This is a genomic window from Nocardia sp. NPDC059691 (assembly GCF_042733915.1).
In the GTDB taxonomy this organism is placed as follows: Bacteria; Actinomycetota; Actinomycetes; order Mycobacteriales; family Mycobacteriaceae; genus Nocardia; species Nocardia sichangensis.
The window spans coordinates 506,376-522,860 of record NZ_JBHWFB010000001.1 but is presented as its reverse complement, the minus strand read 5'-3'; the positions used below and the strand labels follow the sequence as shown (position 1 = coordinate 522,860).

At 68.8% G+C, this 16,485-nt stretch carries 15 protein-coding genes; 8 read left to right on the top strand and 7 right to left on the bottom strand.

Annotated features, from left to right (window positions below):
• Positions 1-536 precede the first annotated feature (536 nt).
• Complete coding sequence (locus tag ACFV2O_RS02450) at positions 537-3,113, bottom strand: DUF6049 family protein (RefSeq protein WP_379249617.1); 2,577 nt, start codon at positions 3,111-3,113, stop codon at positions 537-539.
• Positions 3,110-3,646 carry an NUDIX hydrolase gene (locus tag ACFV2O_RS02445; RefSeq protein WP_039803412.1) on the bottom strand — a complete coding sequence of 179 codons (537 nt, stop codon included), beginning with the start codon at positions 3,644-3,646 and terminating at the stop codon, positions 3,110-3,112. The genes ACFV2O_RS02450 and ACFV2O_RS02445 overlap by 4 nt, the downstream gene beginning before the upstream one ends.
• Before the next feature lie 728 nt (positions 3,647-4,374).
• On the opposite strand from ACFV2O_RS02445, the gene ACFV2O_RS02440 reads away from it, so the two are divergent.
• Entirely contained in the window at positions 4,375-5,835 is a 1,461-nt protein-coding gene (locus ACFV2O_RS02440; RefSeq protein WP_379249615.1) for a CCA tRNA nucleotidyltransferase, read from the top strand.
• Positions 5,836-5,840: 5 nt separating this feature from the next.
• Here the strand turns inward: ACFV2O_RS02440 and ACFV2O_RS02435 are convergent, their stop codons facing one another.
• Positions 5,841-6,656, bottom strand: coding sequence for a hypothetical protein (locus ACFV2O_RS02435; RefSeq protein ID WP_379249613.1), 816 nt, complete (start codon positions 6,654-6,656; stop codon positions 5,841-5,843).
• A 139-nt stretch (positions 6,657-6,795) separates the two neighbouring features.
• Here ACFV2O_RS02435 and ACFV2O_RS02430 point away from each other — a divergent pair, with 139 nt between their 5' ends.
• From ACFV2O_RS02430 to ACFV2O_RS02420, 3 genes are read left to right on the top strand one after another with little or no spacing between them, the layout of a single operon-like run.
• Entirely contained in the window at positions 6,796-7,551 is a 756-nt protein-coding gene (locus ACFV2O_RS02430; RefSeq protein WP_356963219.1) for a 5-oxoprolinase subunit PxpA, read from the top strand.
• A gap of 9 nt (positions 7,552-7,560) precedes the next feature.
• On the top strand, positions 7,561-8,268 hold the full coding sequence (locus tag ACFV2O_RS02425) for an allophanate hydrolase subunit 1 (protein ID WP_355078840.1): 708 nt from the start codon (positions 7,561-7,563) through the stop codon (positions 8,266-8,268).
• Positions 8,265-9,122: a biotin-dependent carboxyltransferase family protein gene (locus ACFV2O_RS02420; RefSeq protein WP_379249611.1), complete on the top strand. Its 858-nt coding sequence runs from the start codon at positions 8,265-8,267 to the stop codon at positions 9,120-9,122. Before ACFV2O_RS02425 ends, ACFV2O_RS02420 begins: the two co-directional genes overlap by 4 nt.
• Here ACFV2O_RS02420 and ACFV2O_RS02415 read toward each other — a convergent pair.
• A complete protein-coding gene (locus ACFV2O_RS02415) occupies positions 9,092-10,777 on the bottom strand; it encodes a DUF4185 domain-containing protein (RefSeq protein ID WP_379249609.1) in 1,686 nt (561 codons plus the stop codon). The two genes, ACFV2O_RS02420 and ACFV2O_RS02415, sit on opposite strands and share 31 nt — an antisense overlap.
• Positions 10,778-11,020: 243 nt before the next feature.
• Here ACFV2O_RS02415 and ACFV2O_RS02410 point away from each other — a divergent pair, with 243 nt between their 5' ends.
• Positions 11,021-11,491, top strand: coding sequence for a hypothetical protein (locus ACFV2O_RS02410; protein WP_379249607.1), 471 nt, complete (start codon positions 11,021-11,023; stop codon positions 11,489-11,491).
• Here the strand turns inward: ACFV2O_RS02410 and ACFV2O_RS02405 are convergent.
• Together ACFV2O_RS02405 and ACFV2O_RS02400 are read right to left on the bottom strand one after the other, a co-directional pair.
• A complete protein-coding gene (locus ACFV2O_RS02405; protein WP_379249605.1) occupies positions 11,484-12,833 on the bottom strand; it encodes an MFS transporter in 1,350 nt (449 codons plus the stop codon). The two genes, ACFV2O_RS02410 and ACFV2O_RS02405, sit on opposite strands and share 8 nt — an antisense overlap.
• Before the next feature lie 62 nt (positions 12,834-12,895).
• Complete coding sequence (locus ACFV2O_RS02400) at positions 12,896-13,360, bottom strand: NUDIX domain-containing protein (protein ID WP_379249603.1); 465 nt, start codon at positions 13,358-13,360, stop codon at positions 12,896-12,898.
• Positions 13,361-13,595: 235 nt separating this feature from the next.
• On the opposite strand from ACFV2O_RS02400, the gene ACFV2O_RS02395 reads away from it, so the two are divergent.
• Positions 13,596-14,384 (top strand): pirin family protein, encoded by a 789-nt coding sequence (locus ACFV2O_RS02395; protein ID WP_379249601.1) that lies wholly within the window; start codon positions 13,596-13,598, stop codon positions 14,382-14,384.
• Between the two features lie 113 nt (positions 14,385-14,497).
• Complete coding sequence (locus ACFV2O_RS02390; protein ID WP_379249599.1) at positions 14,498-15,001, top strand: DUF4190 domain-containing protein; 504 nt, start codon at positions 14,498-14,500, stop codon at positions 14,999-15,001.
• Here ACFV2O_RS02390 and ACFV2O_RS02385 read toward each other — a convergent pair.
• A complete protein-coding gene (locus ACFV2O_RS02385; protein ID WP_379249597.1) occupies positions 14,970-15,494 on the bottom strand; it encodes a hypothetical protein in 525 nt (174 codons plus the stop codon). The genes ACFV2O_RS02390 and ACFV2O_RS02385 overlap by 32 nt on opposite strands.
• A gap of 134 nt (positions 15,495-15,628) precedes the next feature.
• Between ACFV2O_RS02385 and ACFV2O_RS02380 the strand changes: the two genes are divergently transcribed.
• The gene (locus ACFV2O_RS02380) at positions 15,629-16,480 is read left to right on the top strand and encodes a Scr1 family TA system antitoxin-like transcriptional regulator (RefSeq protein WP_355078847.1); all 852 of its coding nucleotides are present in this window, start codon (positions 15,629-15,631) and stop codon (positions 16,478-16,480) included.
• Positions 16,481-16,485: the final 5 nt, after the last annotated feature.

The window sequence follows — 16,485 nt, the reverse complement described above, 5'->3', positions numbered from 1 at the left end:
GGATATTGCCGTGGGTTCGGTACAGGGCCGGGTCGCGGCGGTGGCGGCACAGGCGGCCTCGGTTGTCCGGCGGGCGGTGGCGGCGGCATGTGCTGACCAGGCCGCGGCTGCGGTGCGGCCGGAGGACGGCTGACCTGCGGCACTCTCGGCGCCTGGCCGTCGTTGTACGGACCGCCGTTCACACCCTGGTGCTCGGCTTCGGCCGGAGCGGGGCTCCGCTCCCACGGCGCGACCGGGGCTCGGCGCACCGGTGGCCCGTCGAGCCGGTCGCTTGGTCGAGGGCGATGAGCCGATATGTCATCGTCGCTCATCATGCCTCCTGTACCAGCCGGGATTCCGCACCCCCATCGGTGCGGTGAGCCGCGGCTCGCCGCAATGGTTCGCCGTGTTCAGCGAACATTCTGTCCGTGGTCCCCGTCCGGATCGGACCGGCTCGGCAACACTGTGATTGTCCTCCACCGTGCCACATGACACTGCGGTACCCCACATCGGCGCAGGTAGCAGCGGTTTACGTAGCCCCGTCGGAGCGGGATCCGTCACCGCGTCTCCTGGGGGTGCTCCTGCTCTTTTTCCTGCGCCCGCAGCACACGCGAGCGCGCGCGCCGGTACCGGTTGACCCGGCGCCTGGTACTCGGATCGAATCCCTCGTCGGCCGGATCGGGCTGCCCGCGGAACCGGCGCCACAAACGGCGACCGGCCAGCAGGAGCAGCAGGAGTGCGGCGCATCCCGTAATTATCGCCAAGGCCTTGCCGTAGGCGTTCGAACGCACCGAGACCTGCGTGGGATTGCCGAGCGCGACGCCCTCCGGCGTGGTGAGCGAGATCGGAATGACGAGGTTGCGGCTGTCGCTGACCTCCGTCGGGATCTGGAAGGACCTGGACCCATTGGCCGGGAGCTGCTGCTCGCCGGGGTCGGTGATCTTCGTCTCGGCAGGCGCCTCGATCCGGAACCTGACCCGGATGGCCACCGGCAGATCGTTGCGCGCGACCAGCAACAGGGGGCTCTGCTCGGACGCGAGCGTGTACACGCCGCCCGGCGGCAGTACGGTCACCGAGCGATAGAGCTTGTCCATCGTCCGGGTGTTCTGGTCCAGCCGCCGCTGGGCGAAGGTGTCCGGCGGTGCGGCATCGCCCGCGCGCCGATCCGAGAGGCTCAGTACGCGCAGCAGGTCGTCGCGCAGCGGCGTCAGGAAGTCGTGCGGCGTCGGCTCGGCCTCCGGCACGTCCACCAACGCGCGCATCATCTCGGTGATCCGGCGACTCTGTTCGCGTACCGGCGGCAGGAATCGGTCCGGCACCGCGTCCTGCGCTGCCTGCGGCAGATAGTCCAGCTCGTAGGGCCGCGGGTCCGGCGGCAGCGTCACCAGATCGTGGAACGGACGCGCGGTGGCGAGGTTGCCGCGCAGCAGCTGGTCGACTTGGCGCAGCAGTGCGGTCGCCTCGTCCCGGTTCGCACCCCATTGCTGCGGCGGAACGAGCAACAGCGAGCGCGACGGGTTCGCCTCCGGGTGCAGCGCCTTCCACGAAATCGCCCCGAGAGCGTCCTGCAAGCGCGCCGCTCGTGAGTCGTTGGTCACGTCGTAGCGGACCCGGGACGGGGTGAACGGCGGGGTCGGCGGGTTCGAACCCACCGCGGCGAGCGCGGTCGCGGACCAGATGTCGAACGTCACCGCGTGCAGCGCGGGGTCGGCGGCGGGCGCGGGTGCACTCGCCGTGGGCACCGTATTGCCCGTGACTTGCGGTGCGGGCGCCGGTGCTGTCGGCTGGCTCGCGGTGATATCGGGCAGGCGTACCGCTTCCGGAATCGCCGGGTCGGCGGTGGAGAGAACCTCGTTCCCACCGGATGCGGATCGGCCGCTCTCACTGCTCGACTGCGCCCAGTCCACGCTTCCCTGTGGGACGGCCGCCGTCGACGCGAGCACGGCGGTACCGAAACCGTGACTGCGCAACAGGGCCCCCGCGCCGTCATCGATGCTGCCGGAATCCGGCAGGCTGACCCCGCGCACCGACCGGGTCGACAGGATCGAGTCGATGATCTCGGCCGGTTCGTTGATCGCGCGCGCGGACAGTGCCGGATCGTTGACCGCGGCCAGCGCGGTGAGATCGACCTGCGCGAACGGAAGTGCCACGGTGCACATCGACCCGGCCATGGCGCGCAGCCGGTCCAGCCAGGTCTGGGCCTGTTCAGCGCCCGCACCCGATCTGGTCGCGCCGTCGGGATCGGACGGACTGGCCAGCACGCGGTAACCCTTGGTCATCGCGCGCACCGTGAGCAGCAGGTCTGGGTCGATGGCGAGGCACACGGCCGAGGCCAGATCGGTGCTGCGGCCCGCGCTCGGGTTCAACGTCCCTTCCAGCGCGGCCAGCAGTTGATCGAGACGGCCGCCCTTGCCGAGTGAGGCGGCCAATTCGTCGTCGGTGAGCTCGACCTTGCCGTCCACGCTGCCCGGACGACCCCCGACCTGCCGCGGCCGATCGGCCAGCGGCCACAGCAGCGTGGTCGCCACCGGAGCGTCGGTGGGCGCCGATACCGACGGGGCTCCGTCGCTCGCGGCGGGCGGCACGCCGAGCACCGGGAGCAGGAATCGCGCGTCGTCGAGCCTGGCCTGCGTGCCGTAAGCGGGTTCGCCGTTGACGTTCAGCAGCAGCGGGTAGACGCCCGGCTCCGTGATCCGCAGCGACGTGGCGCCGGTCTCGGAACGCAACGGGATGCTCAGCGTGAACTGTTTGCGCTGCCCCGGGTTCAGCCGCTGCGCGACATCTTCGAAGTCGCCGTTCACGTCGTAGTTGACCTCGTCGAGGCGCAAGGTGGCGCGCAACCCGACCGGCGTGGTGATCGCCGCCGCCCGCTGGACACGGATGCTGACGTCGTCCACCACACGGTCGCCGATATTGGTGACCGTGCCCGCGACCGTGAGCACCGAATCGCTGCCTGCGGTCACTGTGGTCGGCGTCACCGAATCGAGGGACAGCTTCAGGAATTTGGGATTCGTCGAGGTGCCGGACCCGGTCGGTTGCGCTCCCGCCGCCGCGGAATCGAGCAGTGGCAGCGTCGTCACGGGGCCGAGGATGGTCAGGACCGCCACGAAGATCCGGAACAGTCCACGCGTCATCGCTTGCCGGTCTCCATCCGGTCGATCAGCTTGTTCGCCATCTCCGCCAGCCGCCGCTCATCGGCGTAGGCCAACCGAGAATCCAGTTCACTCAACGGAACCCAGGCGACCTGGGTCACTTCCACGTCGGCGTCGGACAGTTCGCCACCGACCGAACGCAGCAGATAATGATGCACCGTTTTGTGTACCCGCCGACCGTCGGTCACGAACCAGTAATCGATGCTGCCGAGTTCGGCGACCACGACACCGTTGATGCCGGTCTCCTCGGCGACCTCGCGGATCGCGGTCTGCTCGGCGGTCTCACCTTCTTCGATATGTCCTTTGGGCAGCGACCACAGTAACCGCCCGCGGCGATCGGTGCGTCCGATGAGGGCCGCGCTTCGCGCTTCCCGGGGACCGTCCAGGCCGTCGACGACCAGTCCACCTGCGGAAGTCTCCCGCACCGTGCGCATCCGCGGCTTCGCGGCATTGGCGGCCGAACCGCGGCGCCGAGGCTGGCGGCGTCGACTGTTCGCGCGATCGGCCGGAGACACCTGGCAATCCTACTGTGTTGAATTTGCCGCGACTTCGTCGCGGCGTGTTCGCGGCCCCTTTGTGGCTCGCGTTTGCGCGGCCGCCGCTTGCTCCTTCGTCGCGTACACGGCGGCCACTCGGACGTGAGCCGGGCCGCGAACGGCGGATGCTCGGTCTCGCTTCGCTCGAAAGTCGTGGTCAGGGTGCGCTGGGCGCGTAGGTGCCGGAGCGCGGACCGGGTGTGGGCGGGTGGGGCGGCCGAGTGTCGGATCGGTCGGCAGGTGTGGTTCGACGTGGTTTTGACGGTCGTTCTGTGCGGCACGGGCGGTGATCGGCGGATGCTCGGTTCAGGACGGTATTTGTTCGGCCGCGACTTCGAGCCGTGTGTCCGCGGCCTTCGTGCGGTTGACGGCCGCTGGCGACTTCGAGGCGGTCACCGGGGCGGGAGCCGGGCCGCGAACGACGGATGCTCGGTCTCGCTTCGCTCGAAGGTCGTGGTCGAGGTGCGCCGGGGCGCTGATATCCGAGTATCCGGACCTCGGTGTGTGTAGTGCCGGGCGCATGTCGATTGGTGCTGGTGATGCGTCGTGGATGTGTTGGCTGGTGGCCGGTCGGAGTGGATTCGGTGAGTGGCTGACGGTGTGCGGGTGCCGCTGGCTGGGTTGATGTCGGTGTCCTTATATATCTGGGCCGCCGCGGCGGCCTTGGCTGCGATAACCGTTGGCGCGGCTCGGTAAGCTGCTCATTCGTGGTTGCGCCGAAGTCCAAGGACGCTGTGCTGGATAGACGTACCCGATTGCTGGCCGCCGCGGCGGTGACGCTCGGGGGGCTGTCGGATGTGCTGACGCCGCTGGGCGAGATGTTCGCGGCGCGGGGGCACGAGTTGTACCTGGTGGGTGGCAGCGTGCGGGACGCGGTGCTCGGCAGGCTGGGGACCGACCTGGATTTCACCACCGACGCGCGGCCGGACGCGGTGCAGGACATCTTGCGCGGATGGGCGGACCATCTGTGGGACACCGGCGGCCTGGCGTTCGGCACGGTCAGCGCGGCCAAGGACCGGCAGCAACTGGAGATCACCACGTTCCGCGCCGACAGCTATGACCGGGTGTCCCGCAACCCGGAGGTGACCTTCGGCGACTCGCTCGAGGAAGACCTGGTCCGCCGCGACTTCACGGTGAACGCGATGGCGGTGCGGATCGGCGCGGACGGCGCGCTGGAGTTCGTCGATCCGCTCGACGGCATGACCGCGCTGCTCGACGGCGTGCTGGACACGCCTGCCGCGCCGGAGGATTCGTTCAACGATGATCCGTTGCGGATGCTGCGCGCCGCGCGGTTCGTCTCCCAGCTGGGGTTCGAGCCGCATCCCCGCGTCCGTGCCGCGATCACCGAGATGGCCGACCAGATCGACCGCATCACCGCCGAGCGGGTGCGGGTGGAGCTGGACAAGCTGATCGGCGGGGCGCATCCGATCGACGGCATCAACGTCATGTGTGAGACCGGGCTGGCGCAGCGGGTGCTTCCCGAGGTGCCCGCGATGAAGCTGGAGATCGACGAGCACCACCAGCACAAGGACGTCTACTGGCATTCCCTCACCGTGCTCGAACAGGCCATCGATCAGGAGGAGGGCGACCCCGACCTGGTGCTGCGCTGGGCCGCGCTGCTGCACGACATCGGCAAGCCCGACACCAAGCGCAACGAGCCGGGCGGTGGCGTCAGCTTCCACCACCACGAGGTGGTCGGCGCGAAGATGGTGCGCAAACGGATGCGCGCGCTGAAGTACCCGAAGCAATTCACCGAGGACGTCGCCCGGCTGGTCTTCCTGCACCTGCGCTTCCACGGTTACGGCAAGGGCCAGTGGACCGACTCCGCGGTCCGTCGCTACGTCACCGACGCCGCCGAGCTGCTCCCCCGCCTGCACAAGCTGGTCCGGGCCGACTGCACCACTCGCAACAAGCGCAGGGCCGCCGCGCTGCGCGCCACCTACGACGAACTGGAAACGCGGATCGAGCGGTTGCGGGAGCAGGAGGATCTGGCCAAGGTACGCCCGGACCTGGATGGCAACGCGATCATGGAGCTGCTCGGCCTGCCCCCGGGCCCCGAGGTGGGCCGGGCCTGGCGCCACCTGAAGGAACTGCGCTTGGACCACGGCCCGCTCAGCCGGGACGAAGCCGAGGCGGCGCTGCTCGAATGGTGGAAGACGCAGGCCTGAGCAGGTCAGAAGACGATCAGGGTGGTGCCGGCCAGGATCGCCGAGCGCATCTGGGCGAGGTCGAAGGACCCGGCGATTTCCGGCAGTTCGACGCGGAAGCGGATCAGGTCGCCTTCCCGTTGGGCGCGTACGATTCGCGCGTTCTCGGGCAGGTGCTCCAGTGGTAGAACGGGGACGTCGATCATGCGGCGCGGAACGCGGAAGCCGAGCCAGGTCACTCGCCGTACCGCGATGTCCAGTCGGTTGTCCGTGACCGACGCGTCCACCAGGGCGGTGACCAGTCGTCTGCGGTGCCTTGCTCGGATCAGCCCGCCGGAGTGCACGTCCAAGTCCCAGTCCAGCGGCTGGGTGTTGAGCCATCCGACCAGCGCCGCCGTGGTGACGGTGCCGATGAGGTCGAGCCGGGCGGTGCGCACCTTCGTCGGCACGCCCGGAATCAGGCGGACGCCGTGCGCGATCACCGTCACGGACTCGATCGGGTGATCGTCCCAGCGCAGCCGCGACAGCACGGTCTTGGTCTGGAAGTGCGCGCCGCGACGGCGCACCTTCAGCACTTGCAGGGTGGCGTGAAGGTCGTGACCGAGCAGGGTCGCGCTGACCTCCTGTCCGCCGAAACGGCTCAGGATGCCCTCGCTGAGCATGGTCATCAGCACGTCCGGCAGCAGCGCTGTGACCGTGCCCGCGCCGAGGTCGGCGACCGGATCCATCCAGGCCGTGCTGAGCGTGACCCACTGCTCCAGCCAGGACTGATCGAACAGGCGCTTTCCGAGATCGACGGCCCGAAGCGGCGACCAGGACTTCGGATCGAAATACGTGGCCATGATTGGATCGAGCGTACTTGGCCCGGGGCCCCGGACTCGTGCGCTGTGACCCAGGTCGCGCGGATCGGCCGTCCTTGCCTGGGGGAACGCTCGAGCACGAGAATCGAAAGGCCGGTCACACACCGCTGGGAGGACGCACATGGCGCTGGATCTGAACAGTGATCTCGGCGAGGGCTTCGGGCCGTGGACGATGGGCGACGACGCCGCCATGCTCGACATCGTCACCAGCGCGAACATCGCCTGCGGATTCCACGCGGGTGACCCCGCGATCATGCGCAGGACCTGTGGGCTCGCGGTGGAGAAGGGAGTGCGGATCGGCGCCCATGTGGGTTATCGCGATCTGGCCGGTTTCGGTCGGCGCGAGATCGCCGTCGCGCCCGGTGAGCTGCGCGACGAGGTGCTGTATCAGATCGGCGGCCTCGACGCTTTCGCGAAGGCCGCAGGAGACCGGGTGCGCTACGTGAAACCGCATGGGGCCCTCTATCACTCGGCCGCGCGCGATCGGAAGCTGGCCGATGCGGTGCTGGCCGCGATGGCGGAGTACGACCCGCGGCTGGCCCTGCTCGGCCCCGCCGGAACGCAGTTGGAGTCGGCCGCGGAGGCTGCCGGGGTGCGCTTCGTCGGAGAAGGATTCGCCGACCGCGCGTACACCCCCGATGGCTCGCTGGCACCGCGCGGTACGCCGGGGGCGGTATTGGGGCCGCAGGACGCGGTGGCTCAAGCGATCTCGATCGCCAAGTCGGGAGCCACGCGCACTGCCGACGGATCCGGCGAGGTCGCGGTGCGCGCCGCGAGTATCTGCGTGCACGGCGATTCGCCCGCGGCGGTGGAGATGGCCCGGCACATCCGCACCGCGCTGGACGAAGTCGGGGTGCCGGTGGAGTCGTTCGGCTGAGGCCGCGAGATGAAGACCACGGGCGCGGTGACGCACGCGCAGCGGAAGGCGGCCGAGGAAGCGATCCGGTCGGCGGGTGATCGGGCGTTGCTGATCACTCCCCCTCGGCGAGACACGGTGGTGGAGCTCGTCACCGCGCTGCGGGAGCGTCCGATACCCGGCGTGCAGGATTTCCTTCCGGCCGCGGAAACCGTACTTCTGACGCTCGATTCACCGCGCGCCGCGGAAGCGGTCCACCGGTCGCTGACCACGCTCTTGGTCACCTTGAACGCCGAGCGGTCGGCCGCTGTTTCCCGTGGAACATCGGCCGATAAAGCTCTCCGCGTCGAACCGGTGTCGATTCCGGTGCGCTACGACGGCGCCGACCTCGACGACGTGGCCAGGATGCTGGACGTCACGACCGCGGAAGTGATCGCCGCGCACACCGGGACGGTGTGGCGGTGTGCTTTCGTCGGATTCGCGCCGGGCTTCGGCTACCTGGAATCGCCTGACGGACGGTTGTCCGTCGCGCGCAGAGCGCAGGCGCGTACATCGATTCCGGCGGGCGCCGTCGCCCTTGCCGGTGGATACAGTGCGGTGTACCCGCGGAGCACGCCCGGTGGGTGGCAGCTGATCGGGACCACCGACCTCAGGATGTGGGATGTCGAGCGCGACCCGCCCGCGTTGATCCGCGCGGGCGCCACGGTTCGATTCCTCGACGCGAGGGACGGCGGATGATCGTCGTCGAAGCGGTCGGTCCGCTGGCGACCATCCAGGATCTCGGGCGGCCGGGCTGGTTCGATTCCGGTGTCGGGCCCGCGGGGGCGGCGGATCGCGGGTCGCTGCGACTGGCCAATCGATTGGTCGGCAACCCGGAGGGGCATGCGGCGATCGAAGTGCTGCTCGGTGGCCTCGCGCTGCACGCCGAAGAGCACGTCATGCTGGCGGTGACGGGTGCTCCGGCCCCCGCTACCGTCGACGGCAGGCCCGTTGGTCACGCGAGCGTGTTGGAACTCGAACCGGGACAGGCGCTGCGGCTGGGCTACGCGTCGGTCGGGCTCCGCAGCTATGTCGCGGTGCGCGGCGGCATCGACGTGCCGGAGACGCTCGGTTCTCGTAGCCGCGACACCATGTCTGGTTTGGGGCCGGAACCGCTGCGGAAAGGTGATCGCCTCCCGGTCGGATCTTCTCCGCACACGATCCCGGTCGTGGACTTCGCCCCTGTCGCCGAGTTACCCGCGGACGTCGTCACCGTGCGCGCTGTGCTCGGTCCGCGCGACGACTGGTTCGCCGACGCCACGGCCTTGTTCGCGGGCGAGTGGGAGATCTCCCCCGACACCGACCGGATCGGCGCCCGATTGGAACGTCGCACCGGCCCGGCGCTGACCAGGAAGGTCACTCGCGAACTGCCGACCGAAGGCATGGCGCTCGGCTCGATCCAGGTGCCGCCGAGCGGACGACCGGTCGTCTTCCTGGCCGATCACCCGGTCACCGGCGGGTATCCGGTGGTCGCGGTGGTCGTCGACGCCGATGTCGACGCCATCGCGCAGACGCGGCCCGGTCAACCCGTGCGGTTCGTGCGGGCGGGCTGACCCCGGTTCGCTCCCGGCTGGAGCCGGGCGTGCATCAGGTACACGTTGTAGCTGTCCCACGCCGAGAGCATGAAGTATAGGTCCTCGCCGGTCGACCACGGATGGATGAACCCGCCGTAGGACTTCGGGTAGTCGGCGGTGGACACCAGCGGGATCGCGTCCGTCCACGCACCCTGCGGGCTCGCCGCGGTACGCAGCACGATCGCGCCCCGGGCCGAATCCAGGTACACCATCTGCCACTGCTCGGTCTTCCGGTCGTAGCGCACCGAGAGCTCGCTGGCGATGCCGAGCACCAACGGGGTGGCCTCGTTCTCGGCGGCGGGCGCCCAGGTGCCGCCCACCCAGTACTGATACGCGGACTTGTTCAGCACCTGGTGCTTCGGCACACGCGCCAGCGCGATCGTGCCGATGCGTCCGTTGGGTGTGCCGAACATGTAGACGTAATCGCCCTGCGGCACCATCGCCGCGACCTGGAACTTGCCGAGCCCGAACAGGTTCTCCCACTTGGCGTGCTGGTCTTTCTTCCAGGTGCGCCCGCGGTCGTCGGAATAGGCGAGGCCGCCGTAGTTGGTCCACCACAGACCCGGTATGCGGCTCCATCTGTTCACCGACATGTAGCTGAGGTACTGCCGATTCCCGATGGCGAACCCGGAGGTCGGGATGGTGGTGGTCTCCCAGTTCTTGATCTTGCGGCTGCCCAGGATCTCAGCGGCGTGGCAGCGGCTGTCCTGCGCGAAGGTGTCCAGCGTCAGGCCGTCGGACAGATCGCGGTCGGTGCTGAAACCGATGACGTTGCTGCGCCAGTCCTGGTCGTCGTTGCCCGCGCCGCCGACACCCCAGCCCTTGCCGAAGGTGTCGCCGAAAACGACGGCGATCTCGCCGGGCGTCGTCTCCCACATGAGGCCGAGATCGGTGCCGTCGACCTGCCAGCGCATGTCGGTGCGGTTCTCCGAGCCGTGTCCGGTCACCTGGCCGACCAGCTGGACCGACTCGACCGTCGGCGCGGCCACCGGAGCCGCGAGCGGGCCGGGTTCGGCCGGATGTACCACCTGTGGCGGGGCCGGCTGTGGATCCTCGCCGGGCCCGCCGGGAACCGGGACCGGAATCGGCTCGGTCTCCGGCTTGAATTCGATGCGCGGCAGTTTGACCGGCGACCCGGAACCGGAGGAAGAACCGGGGTCACCGTTCGAACCGGAGCCGGAACCGCTGCCCGAACCGGATCCGGATGACGAGCCGGAGGAGCCGGGCTTCTCGTCGGTGCCCGTCTCGGGCGTCGGGCTGGGATCGGGATCGGGTTCGGGATGTGCGGGGTAATCCCTGATGTCCGGGCACGGGTTTTCACACGGATTCTCCGGCAGCGGGTCCGGGAAGATCCGTGTGTTGTCGTGCGGTGGGTCGGGCACGGGGACCGGAGTGAGTTCCGGGATCGGGACGGGAATGTCGATCTGCGGCGGCAGCGGTGGCGGCGGAGGCTGCGCGGGATCGGGTTCGCGGTTGAGCGGGTCGAAACCGACTTCACCGCAACTGTTGACCGGCGGCGGCGCCCACGGAAACGGTGCGGCCTGCGCGGTGGGCGTCGGTACGGTGAGGACGCCGACGAGCAGTGCGCCGAACAAGGCGGGTACACAAGGCGATTTGCTTCCGGATGCGCGCATCAGGGTCGGCCCGGCCGCGCTCGTCAGGCGATCGGATGTCCGGTGGCGGACCGAGCCTCCCACGCGCTCAGCAGTTCTCGTACCGCGTCGGGGTCGTGCACCGGAGAACCCATGTCGTGTTGTCTCCTGTCGGTCGGCTGCTGACGAGCCAACTTACCGGAACAACCGCTGGAAACGGGGACGGCGAATCGAAAAAGACCCGCGCAATGGAACCGGCGCCGGGCCGCGTGCGTCCAAGGACATATGAACGAGATCGAGTACGTGTTCGGCACCGGTGACGGAGTCGTGCATGTCTGGACGAGCGAGGCCGACCTGGAACTCGGCGACACGGGCGCGGCCGACGCGGTGCGGCTGGACTTCGACGGAGACGGCATCGCCGATGACGCGCTGTGGGATTCGGCTGGTTCGGGCCGCGCCGATATCGCCGCGCTGGATCTGGACGACGACGGCGTGCTCGACCATTTCTTCACCGATCCCACCGGCCTCGGCACGTGGAACCATCAGATCACCGGCCTACCCGGCGATACGGCGAGCGAGCCGCTGGACTGGAGCGTGCGCACGGAGACGGAGGCGCCGGATCGTCTGCTCGGCGAAGCACGACTATCGGATTCGCGGCGGGAGGCCGATCGTTCGGAGGCCGACGCGTTGCCCGAGCACCTCGCACACCTGAACCGCGACCGGCGCGACCCGGGCGACGATCCGCTGCTCAGCTGACCGCGCGGCGGCGCGTGTTCAGCGCGATGGCCACGATCCCCGCGGCGTAGATGGCGGCGCCGGCCAGCACCACGATCGCCGATCGGCCGTCGTTCGGAATGATCAGGGCCGCGATCACGATCGCCAGCACGAACGCGACATTGAACACCGTGTCCTGCAACGCGAACACCTGGCCGCGGCGGGCGTCGTCGATGTCTATCTGCATGGTCGCGTCACCGGTCAGCTTGATCGTCTGCCCGGCGAGTCCCAGCAGGAACGCACCGATCAAGAGGAGTTCATGCGCCCGCTCCACCGCGGCGCCCGAGTCGGCGAACGCGATCGGCGTGACCAGCGTCAGTTGCACCAGCATCGCGGTGATCAGACCGGCCACCACGGTGCGCGCGCGGCCCAGCCGCGGAATGAGCAGCGGCGCGACGACGGCGGCCACCAGCATGCCCGCCGCAGTGGCGGCGATCGTGACGCCGAAACCGACCAGGCCACCACTGAGCCCGGAGCCGTCCACCGGGGTCTGGCGCAGCACCAGCACCATGATCAGCGTATTCATGCCGAAGACGATCCGATGGGTGCCGATGCCCAGCATCGCCGTCGTGACCGCTTTCGATTCCCACACCGCCGTGGCCCCGGTACGCAGACCGGTAGCGATCGCGTGCACGGTGTTGTCGCCCTTCGCCGCGCCGGGCGCCGGGCCGAGCACGCGCGGCCGGAACCCCGCCGCCAGCGCCGCGCCCAGCAGCGACCCGATACCGCTGATAGCCACCGCGACCGCCGAGGCGAAGTCTCCCGCCCCGATCAGTCCGATCACACCAACCGCGACGGCGGCACCCGCACCAGCGCACCCGGAGGCCACTGTGGCCAGCACCGAGTTCATCGGCACCAGCCACGCCTGCGGCAGCACGCGCGGCAGCGCGGCCGAGACGCCCGCGAGCACGAATCGGCTGACGCCCACCACCGCCAGAGCCAGCAACAGCAGCGGCGTCTCGCCGGCCCCGGCCAGCAGCCCTGCGCTGACCAGCGCGATCAGCACCGCGCGCAGCACGTTGGCGACCAGCAGCACGGTGCGCCGGTCCCAGCGATCCAGCAGTGCGCCCGCGTACGGCCCGATCAGCGAATACGGCAGCAGCAGCACCGCGAAGCCCGCCGCGATGGCCAGCGGATCGGTCTGCCGCTCGGGGTTGAACAGAATCGCGCCGGACAGGGCCGCCTGGAACATCCCGTCGCCGAATTGCCCTGCGAAACGCACCACGGCCAGCCGCGACACGCCCGGGCTCTGCCGAAGTGTTGCGCGCAGTCCACCCGGCCGTTGCTCTGCGGGAGTGAGGCCTTCGGCGTGACCAGTCGACACGTTCGCGAGCGTACTGTGTTCGCCGACCACGCCGCACCACGCGCGTCGGCGCCGACAGCGTCTCAGACCCGGTCGACCAGCGTGCTCACCGTCGCGCGCATGTCCGGCGCCATCGGCAGCTCGTCGAGCGTGCCCGCGTCGATCCAGGCGAACGCGTCGTGCTCGCCCGGCGCGAGGGCGACATCGCCGGGTTCCGCCTCCACGACGAAGCTGTATTTCCGCACTTTCGACTTGGTACGGGTGGCGTAATCGAATCCACCGAGGAAGTCGAGGACCGCGCGCATCCGCAGCCCTGTTTCCTCCAGCAATTCTCGTTCGACGCACTCGGCGAATGTCTCGCCGGTTTCGACGCCACCGCCGGGCAGTTCGTACATACCGCCGTGATAGTCGTCGGCGACGCGGCGCACCACCAGAAGCCTGCCTTCGCGGAACACGGCGATGCCGACCACGAAATGCGCGATGCCATCCCGGTGTGCTTCGCTGCGGAGTTGCTGTTCGATCAGGGCGAGGTCATCGGGGTCCAGCACGTCGCTACCTCCGGTTGTCGTTGTGACGCTTGGCAATCGGGACCGGGCCGGGATATCCGACGAGGTGGCCCGACGTTTCGACGTACCGGTTGGTTCTGCTCGCCTGCCGTTCACCTTCCGGTCGCTCGCGTAAAATGCCGAGTGCGGCACAATTTACTAGGAATGCGGAGTACCGCGGCGGAAGTGCTCCTACCCTGAATGGCGATCGGTGCACGGTCCCGAGAGGAGGACCATGATGTCCACACTCACGACACCACACATCGATGTCCACCGTGGCGGCGACCGCATGAAGACGCGGGTCTCCTGGCTGGATTCGAAGCATTCGTTCTCCTTCGGGGAACATTACGATCCCGACAACACCCACCACGGCTTGCTGCTGGTCAACAACGAGGACATCGTGTCCCCCGGGCAGGGATTCGACACCCACCCGCATCGGGACATGGAGATCGTCACCTGGGTGCTCGGTGGCAGCCTGGTGCATCAGGATTCCCTCGGCCACAGCGGTGTCATCTACCCGGGCCTGGCCCAGCGCATGAGCGCGGGCACCGGCATCCTGCATTCGGAGAAGAACGACTCGTGGCGTCTGGACGGCCGCATTCCCGAACACGAGCAGCCGGTGCATTTCGTGCAGATGTGGGTGGTGCCCGACGAGCCCGGGCTGACCCCGGGCTACGAGCAGCTCGAAATCGACGACGAACTCGCGGGAGGCGGTCTGGTCACGGTCGCCTCGGGTCTGCCCCGCTACCGCGATCGCACCGCGATCGCCATCAACAGCAGCCATTCGGCGCTGCACGTGGCGCGCATGACGAGCGCGGAGCCGGGCGCTGAGCAAGCGATCGACCTACCCGATGCGCCGTACTTGCACTTGTTCGTAGCGCGCGGGGAGGTGGACATGGAGGGGGTCGGCCCGTTGTATAAGGGGGACGCGGTGCGTTTGACCAGGTCAGGCGGCCAACGCGTGGTGGCGCGGCAGCCGTCGGAAGTTCTGATCTGGGAGATGCACGCGCGGCTCGGCGCCCAGTAGCCGGTTCGCATTAACATCCGTCCTCGGGAAGCGCGATCAGTAGGCGACCGCCGCGCACCCCGGACCACCTCGTCCGGACCGAGCATCGCGAGGCACCGACGGAGAGGAAGTCCATGTCGCAATATCCGCCCCCGCCGCCCGGTCAGTACCCGCCGCCGGGGCAATACCCGCAGCCGCCGGGCGGCCAGTATCCGGGCCGGCCCGACTACTGGCAGGAATCGCCGAAGGGCCGCGGCCTGGCGATCACCGCGCTGGTGCTCGGCATCCTCGCATTGCTGTTCTTCTGGACGATCATCGGCGGCTATCTCTGCGGCATCTTCGCGGTCATCCTGGGCATCGTCGCGGTGTTCAAGGCCCGCGCGGGCACCGCGGGGGGTATGGGCATGGCGATCACCGGCATCGTCCTCGGCGCGCTCGGCATCGTCGGCGCCGTGCTGCTCACCGTCGTGGGTTACAACTTCTTCATCAACTCGGGCGGCAAGGACTTCGTGGACTGCGTGAACAAAGCGAACAACGATCAGGCCAAGATCGAGCAGTGCGAGCGCGAGTGGAATCAGAAGCTGCAGGACAAGTACAGCGTCACCCTCACTCCGCCACCCGCGCCGACGCCCCGGTAGCCGAGGCGCACGCCCGGGTCGTGGCGATCACCTCGGCGAAGTCGCGGCGAAAGTCGCCGTCCGGCGCCACGACCCAGGTTCGGTAGCCGCCGTGCTCGTCGGCGGGCGAAGGCAGCACGATGTGGCTGCCCGGCAGTGCGATCGACGCGCAGATCCGGAAGAGGTCGGCGAACAGCCCGGTGTCCAGATATGAGTTGTCCGTGGGGCCGGTCAGGAAGGTCCAGCGGCACGCGCGTGGATGCGCGATGACCGGGCCGGGCCGAGGTTCGGGGCCGGCGGCGAGCCGCTCGAGCACCCGGCGGCCGAACTCCGCGGGCATCACGACCGCTCCGACCGAGCCGACTTCCAGCATGATGCGACCAAGGATCGGGTCCACGAGTCCGTACAGCCCGTGGTCGCCGCGATAGCGACGGCAGCGAGCGAACGCGTCCTGGATCGACGGGAAATCCGTGGACGCGAGATGCCTGCCCGATTCGATGCGCGATATACCCATGACGAACAACCTCGCCTCGCAGTGGTGGGACGCGTGCTCGGAAGAATCGATCGCTGTCTCGACCCTAGCCGCGGGCAAGATGCTTGACAATAGTCACCGCCCCGCGCGTCCGACTCGGCGTAGCATCCCGACACATGGCACCCGTCTCGCCTACCGTTGCCCGCTGGGAGCTGGTGCTGCGGCTGCGTGAACTGCGGGAACAGCGCGGGTTCGACTCCGCGGGTTTCGCCAGACAGGTGGGCTTCACCCCGGCCAACTGGTCGCACGTGGAGAAGGGCAGGCGGGTACTGACCACCAAGACCATCGGTCCGGTGCTCGAACTGCTCGACGTGGAAGCCGAGGAGCGCGTGGAATTGCTGGCCCTGCTGGAGGCCAGCAAGCAGCGTGGCTGGTGGGCGAAGTCCTCGGCATTGATCGGACCCGAGCTGCAACGGCTGTACGGCATGGAATCCGGCGCGCAGAGCATCCGCAGCTACGACAGCCTCGTCGTGCCGGGTCTGTTGCAGACCGAGGACTACGCTCGCGCGCTGATCAGCGCCGACGTGATGATCCGGCCGGTCCAGGTCGAGCAGCTGGTGGCGATCCGGATGCGGCGCCAGGAGCGGCTGCGCGGCGCGGACCCGGTGGAACTCACCGCGGTCTTCGGCGAGGGCACGCTGCTACAGCAGACCGGAGGTCCGGACGTGCTGCGCGGGCAGTTGGACTATCTGGCCGACTTGATCGAGGAACTCGACACCGTCGAGGTGCGCGTGATCCCGTTCGCGGCCACGGCGGGCGCGGTGCTCGGCGGATCCAGTTTCCACCTCATCGACTTCGCGGGCGAGCAGCTGCCGACCTTCGGCTGGGTGGAGAGCGCGGTGTTCGGCGGGGCTGTCGAGGACCCGGATCTGGTCCGCGATCTACGCTTCGCCTACCTGCGCGCGGTGGACCAATCCCTGTCGAGAGTGGAGTCATTGGCCCTGATCAGGCGCTATTCCCGCGTGTAAAATCC

Bases quoted from the DNA above. Each gene is read 5' to 3' on its own strand.
- ACFV2O_RS02450 (WP_379249617.1), bottom strand. From the start codon at position 3,113: ATGACGCGTGGACTGTTCCGGATCTTCGTGGCGGTCCTGACCATCCTC.
- ACFV2O_RS02435 (WP_379249613.1), bottom strand. From the start codon at position 6,656: ATGGCCACGTATTTCGATCCGAAGTCCTGGTCGCCGCTTCGGGCCGTC.
- ACFV2O_RS02430 (WP_356963219.1), top strand. From the start codon at position 6,796: ATGGCGCTGGATCTGAACAGTGATCTCGGCGAGGGCTTCGGGCCGTGG.
- ACFV2O_RS02425 (WP_355078840.1), top strand. From the start codon at position 7,561: ATGAAGACCACGGGCGCGGTGACGCACGCGCAGCGGAAGGCGGCCGAG.
- ACFV2O_RS02420 (WP_379249611.1), top strand. From the start codon at position 8,265: ATGATCGTCGTCGAAGCGGTCGGTCCGCTGGCGACCATCCAGGATCTC.
- ACFV2O_RS02415 (WP_379249609.1), bottom strand. From the start codon at position 10,777: ATGCGCGCATCCGGAAGCAAATCGCCTTGTGTACCCGCCTTGTTCGGC.
- ACFV2O_RS02410 (WP_379249607.1), top strand. From the start codon at position 11,021: ATGAACGAGATCGAGTACGTGTTCGGCACCGGTGACGGAGTCGTGCAT.
- ACFV2O_RS02395 (WP_379249601.1), top strand. From the start codon at position 13,596: ATGTCCACACTCACGACACCACACATCGATGTCCACCGTGGCGGCGAC.
- ACFV2O_RS02390 (WP_379249599.1), top strand. From the start codon at position 14,498: ATGTCGCAATATCCGCCCCCGCCGCCCGGTCAGTACCCGCCGCCGGGG.
- ACFV2O_RS02385 (WP_379249597.1), bottom strand. From the start codon at position 15,494: ATGGGTATATCGCGCATCGAATCGGGCAGGCATCTCGCGTCCACGGAT.
- ACFV2O_RS02380 (WP_355078847.1), top strand. From the start codon at position 15,629: ATGGCACCCGTCTCGCCTACCGTTGCCCGCTGGGAGCTGGTGCTGCGG.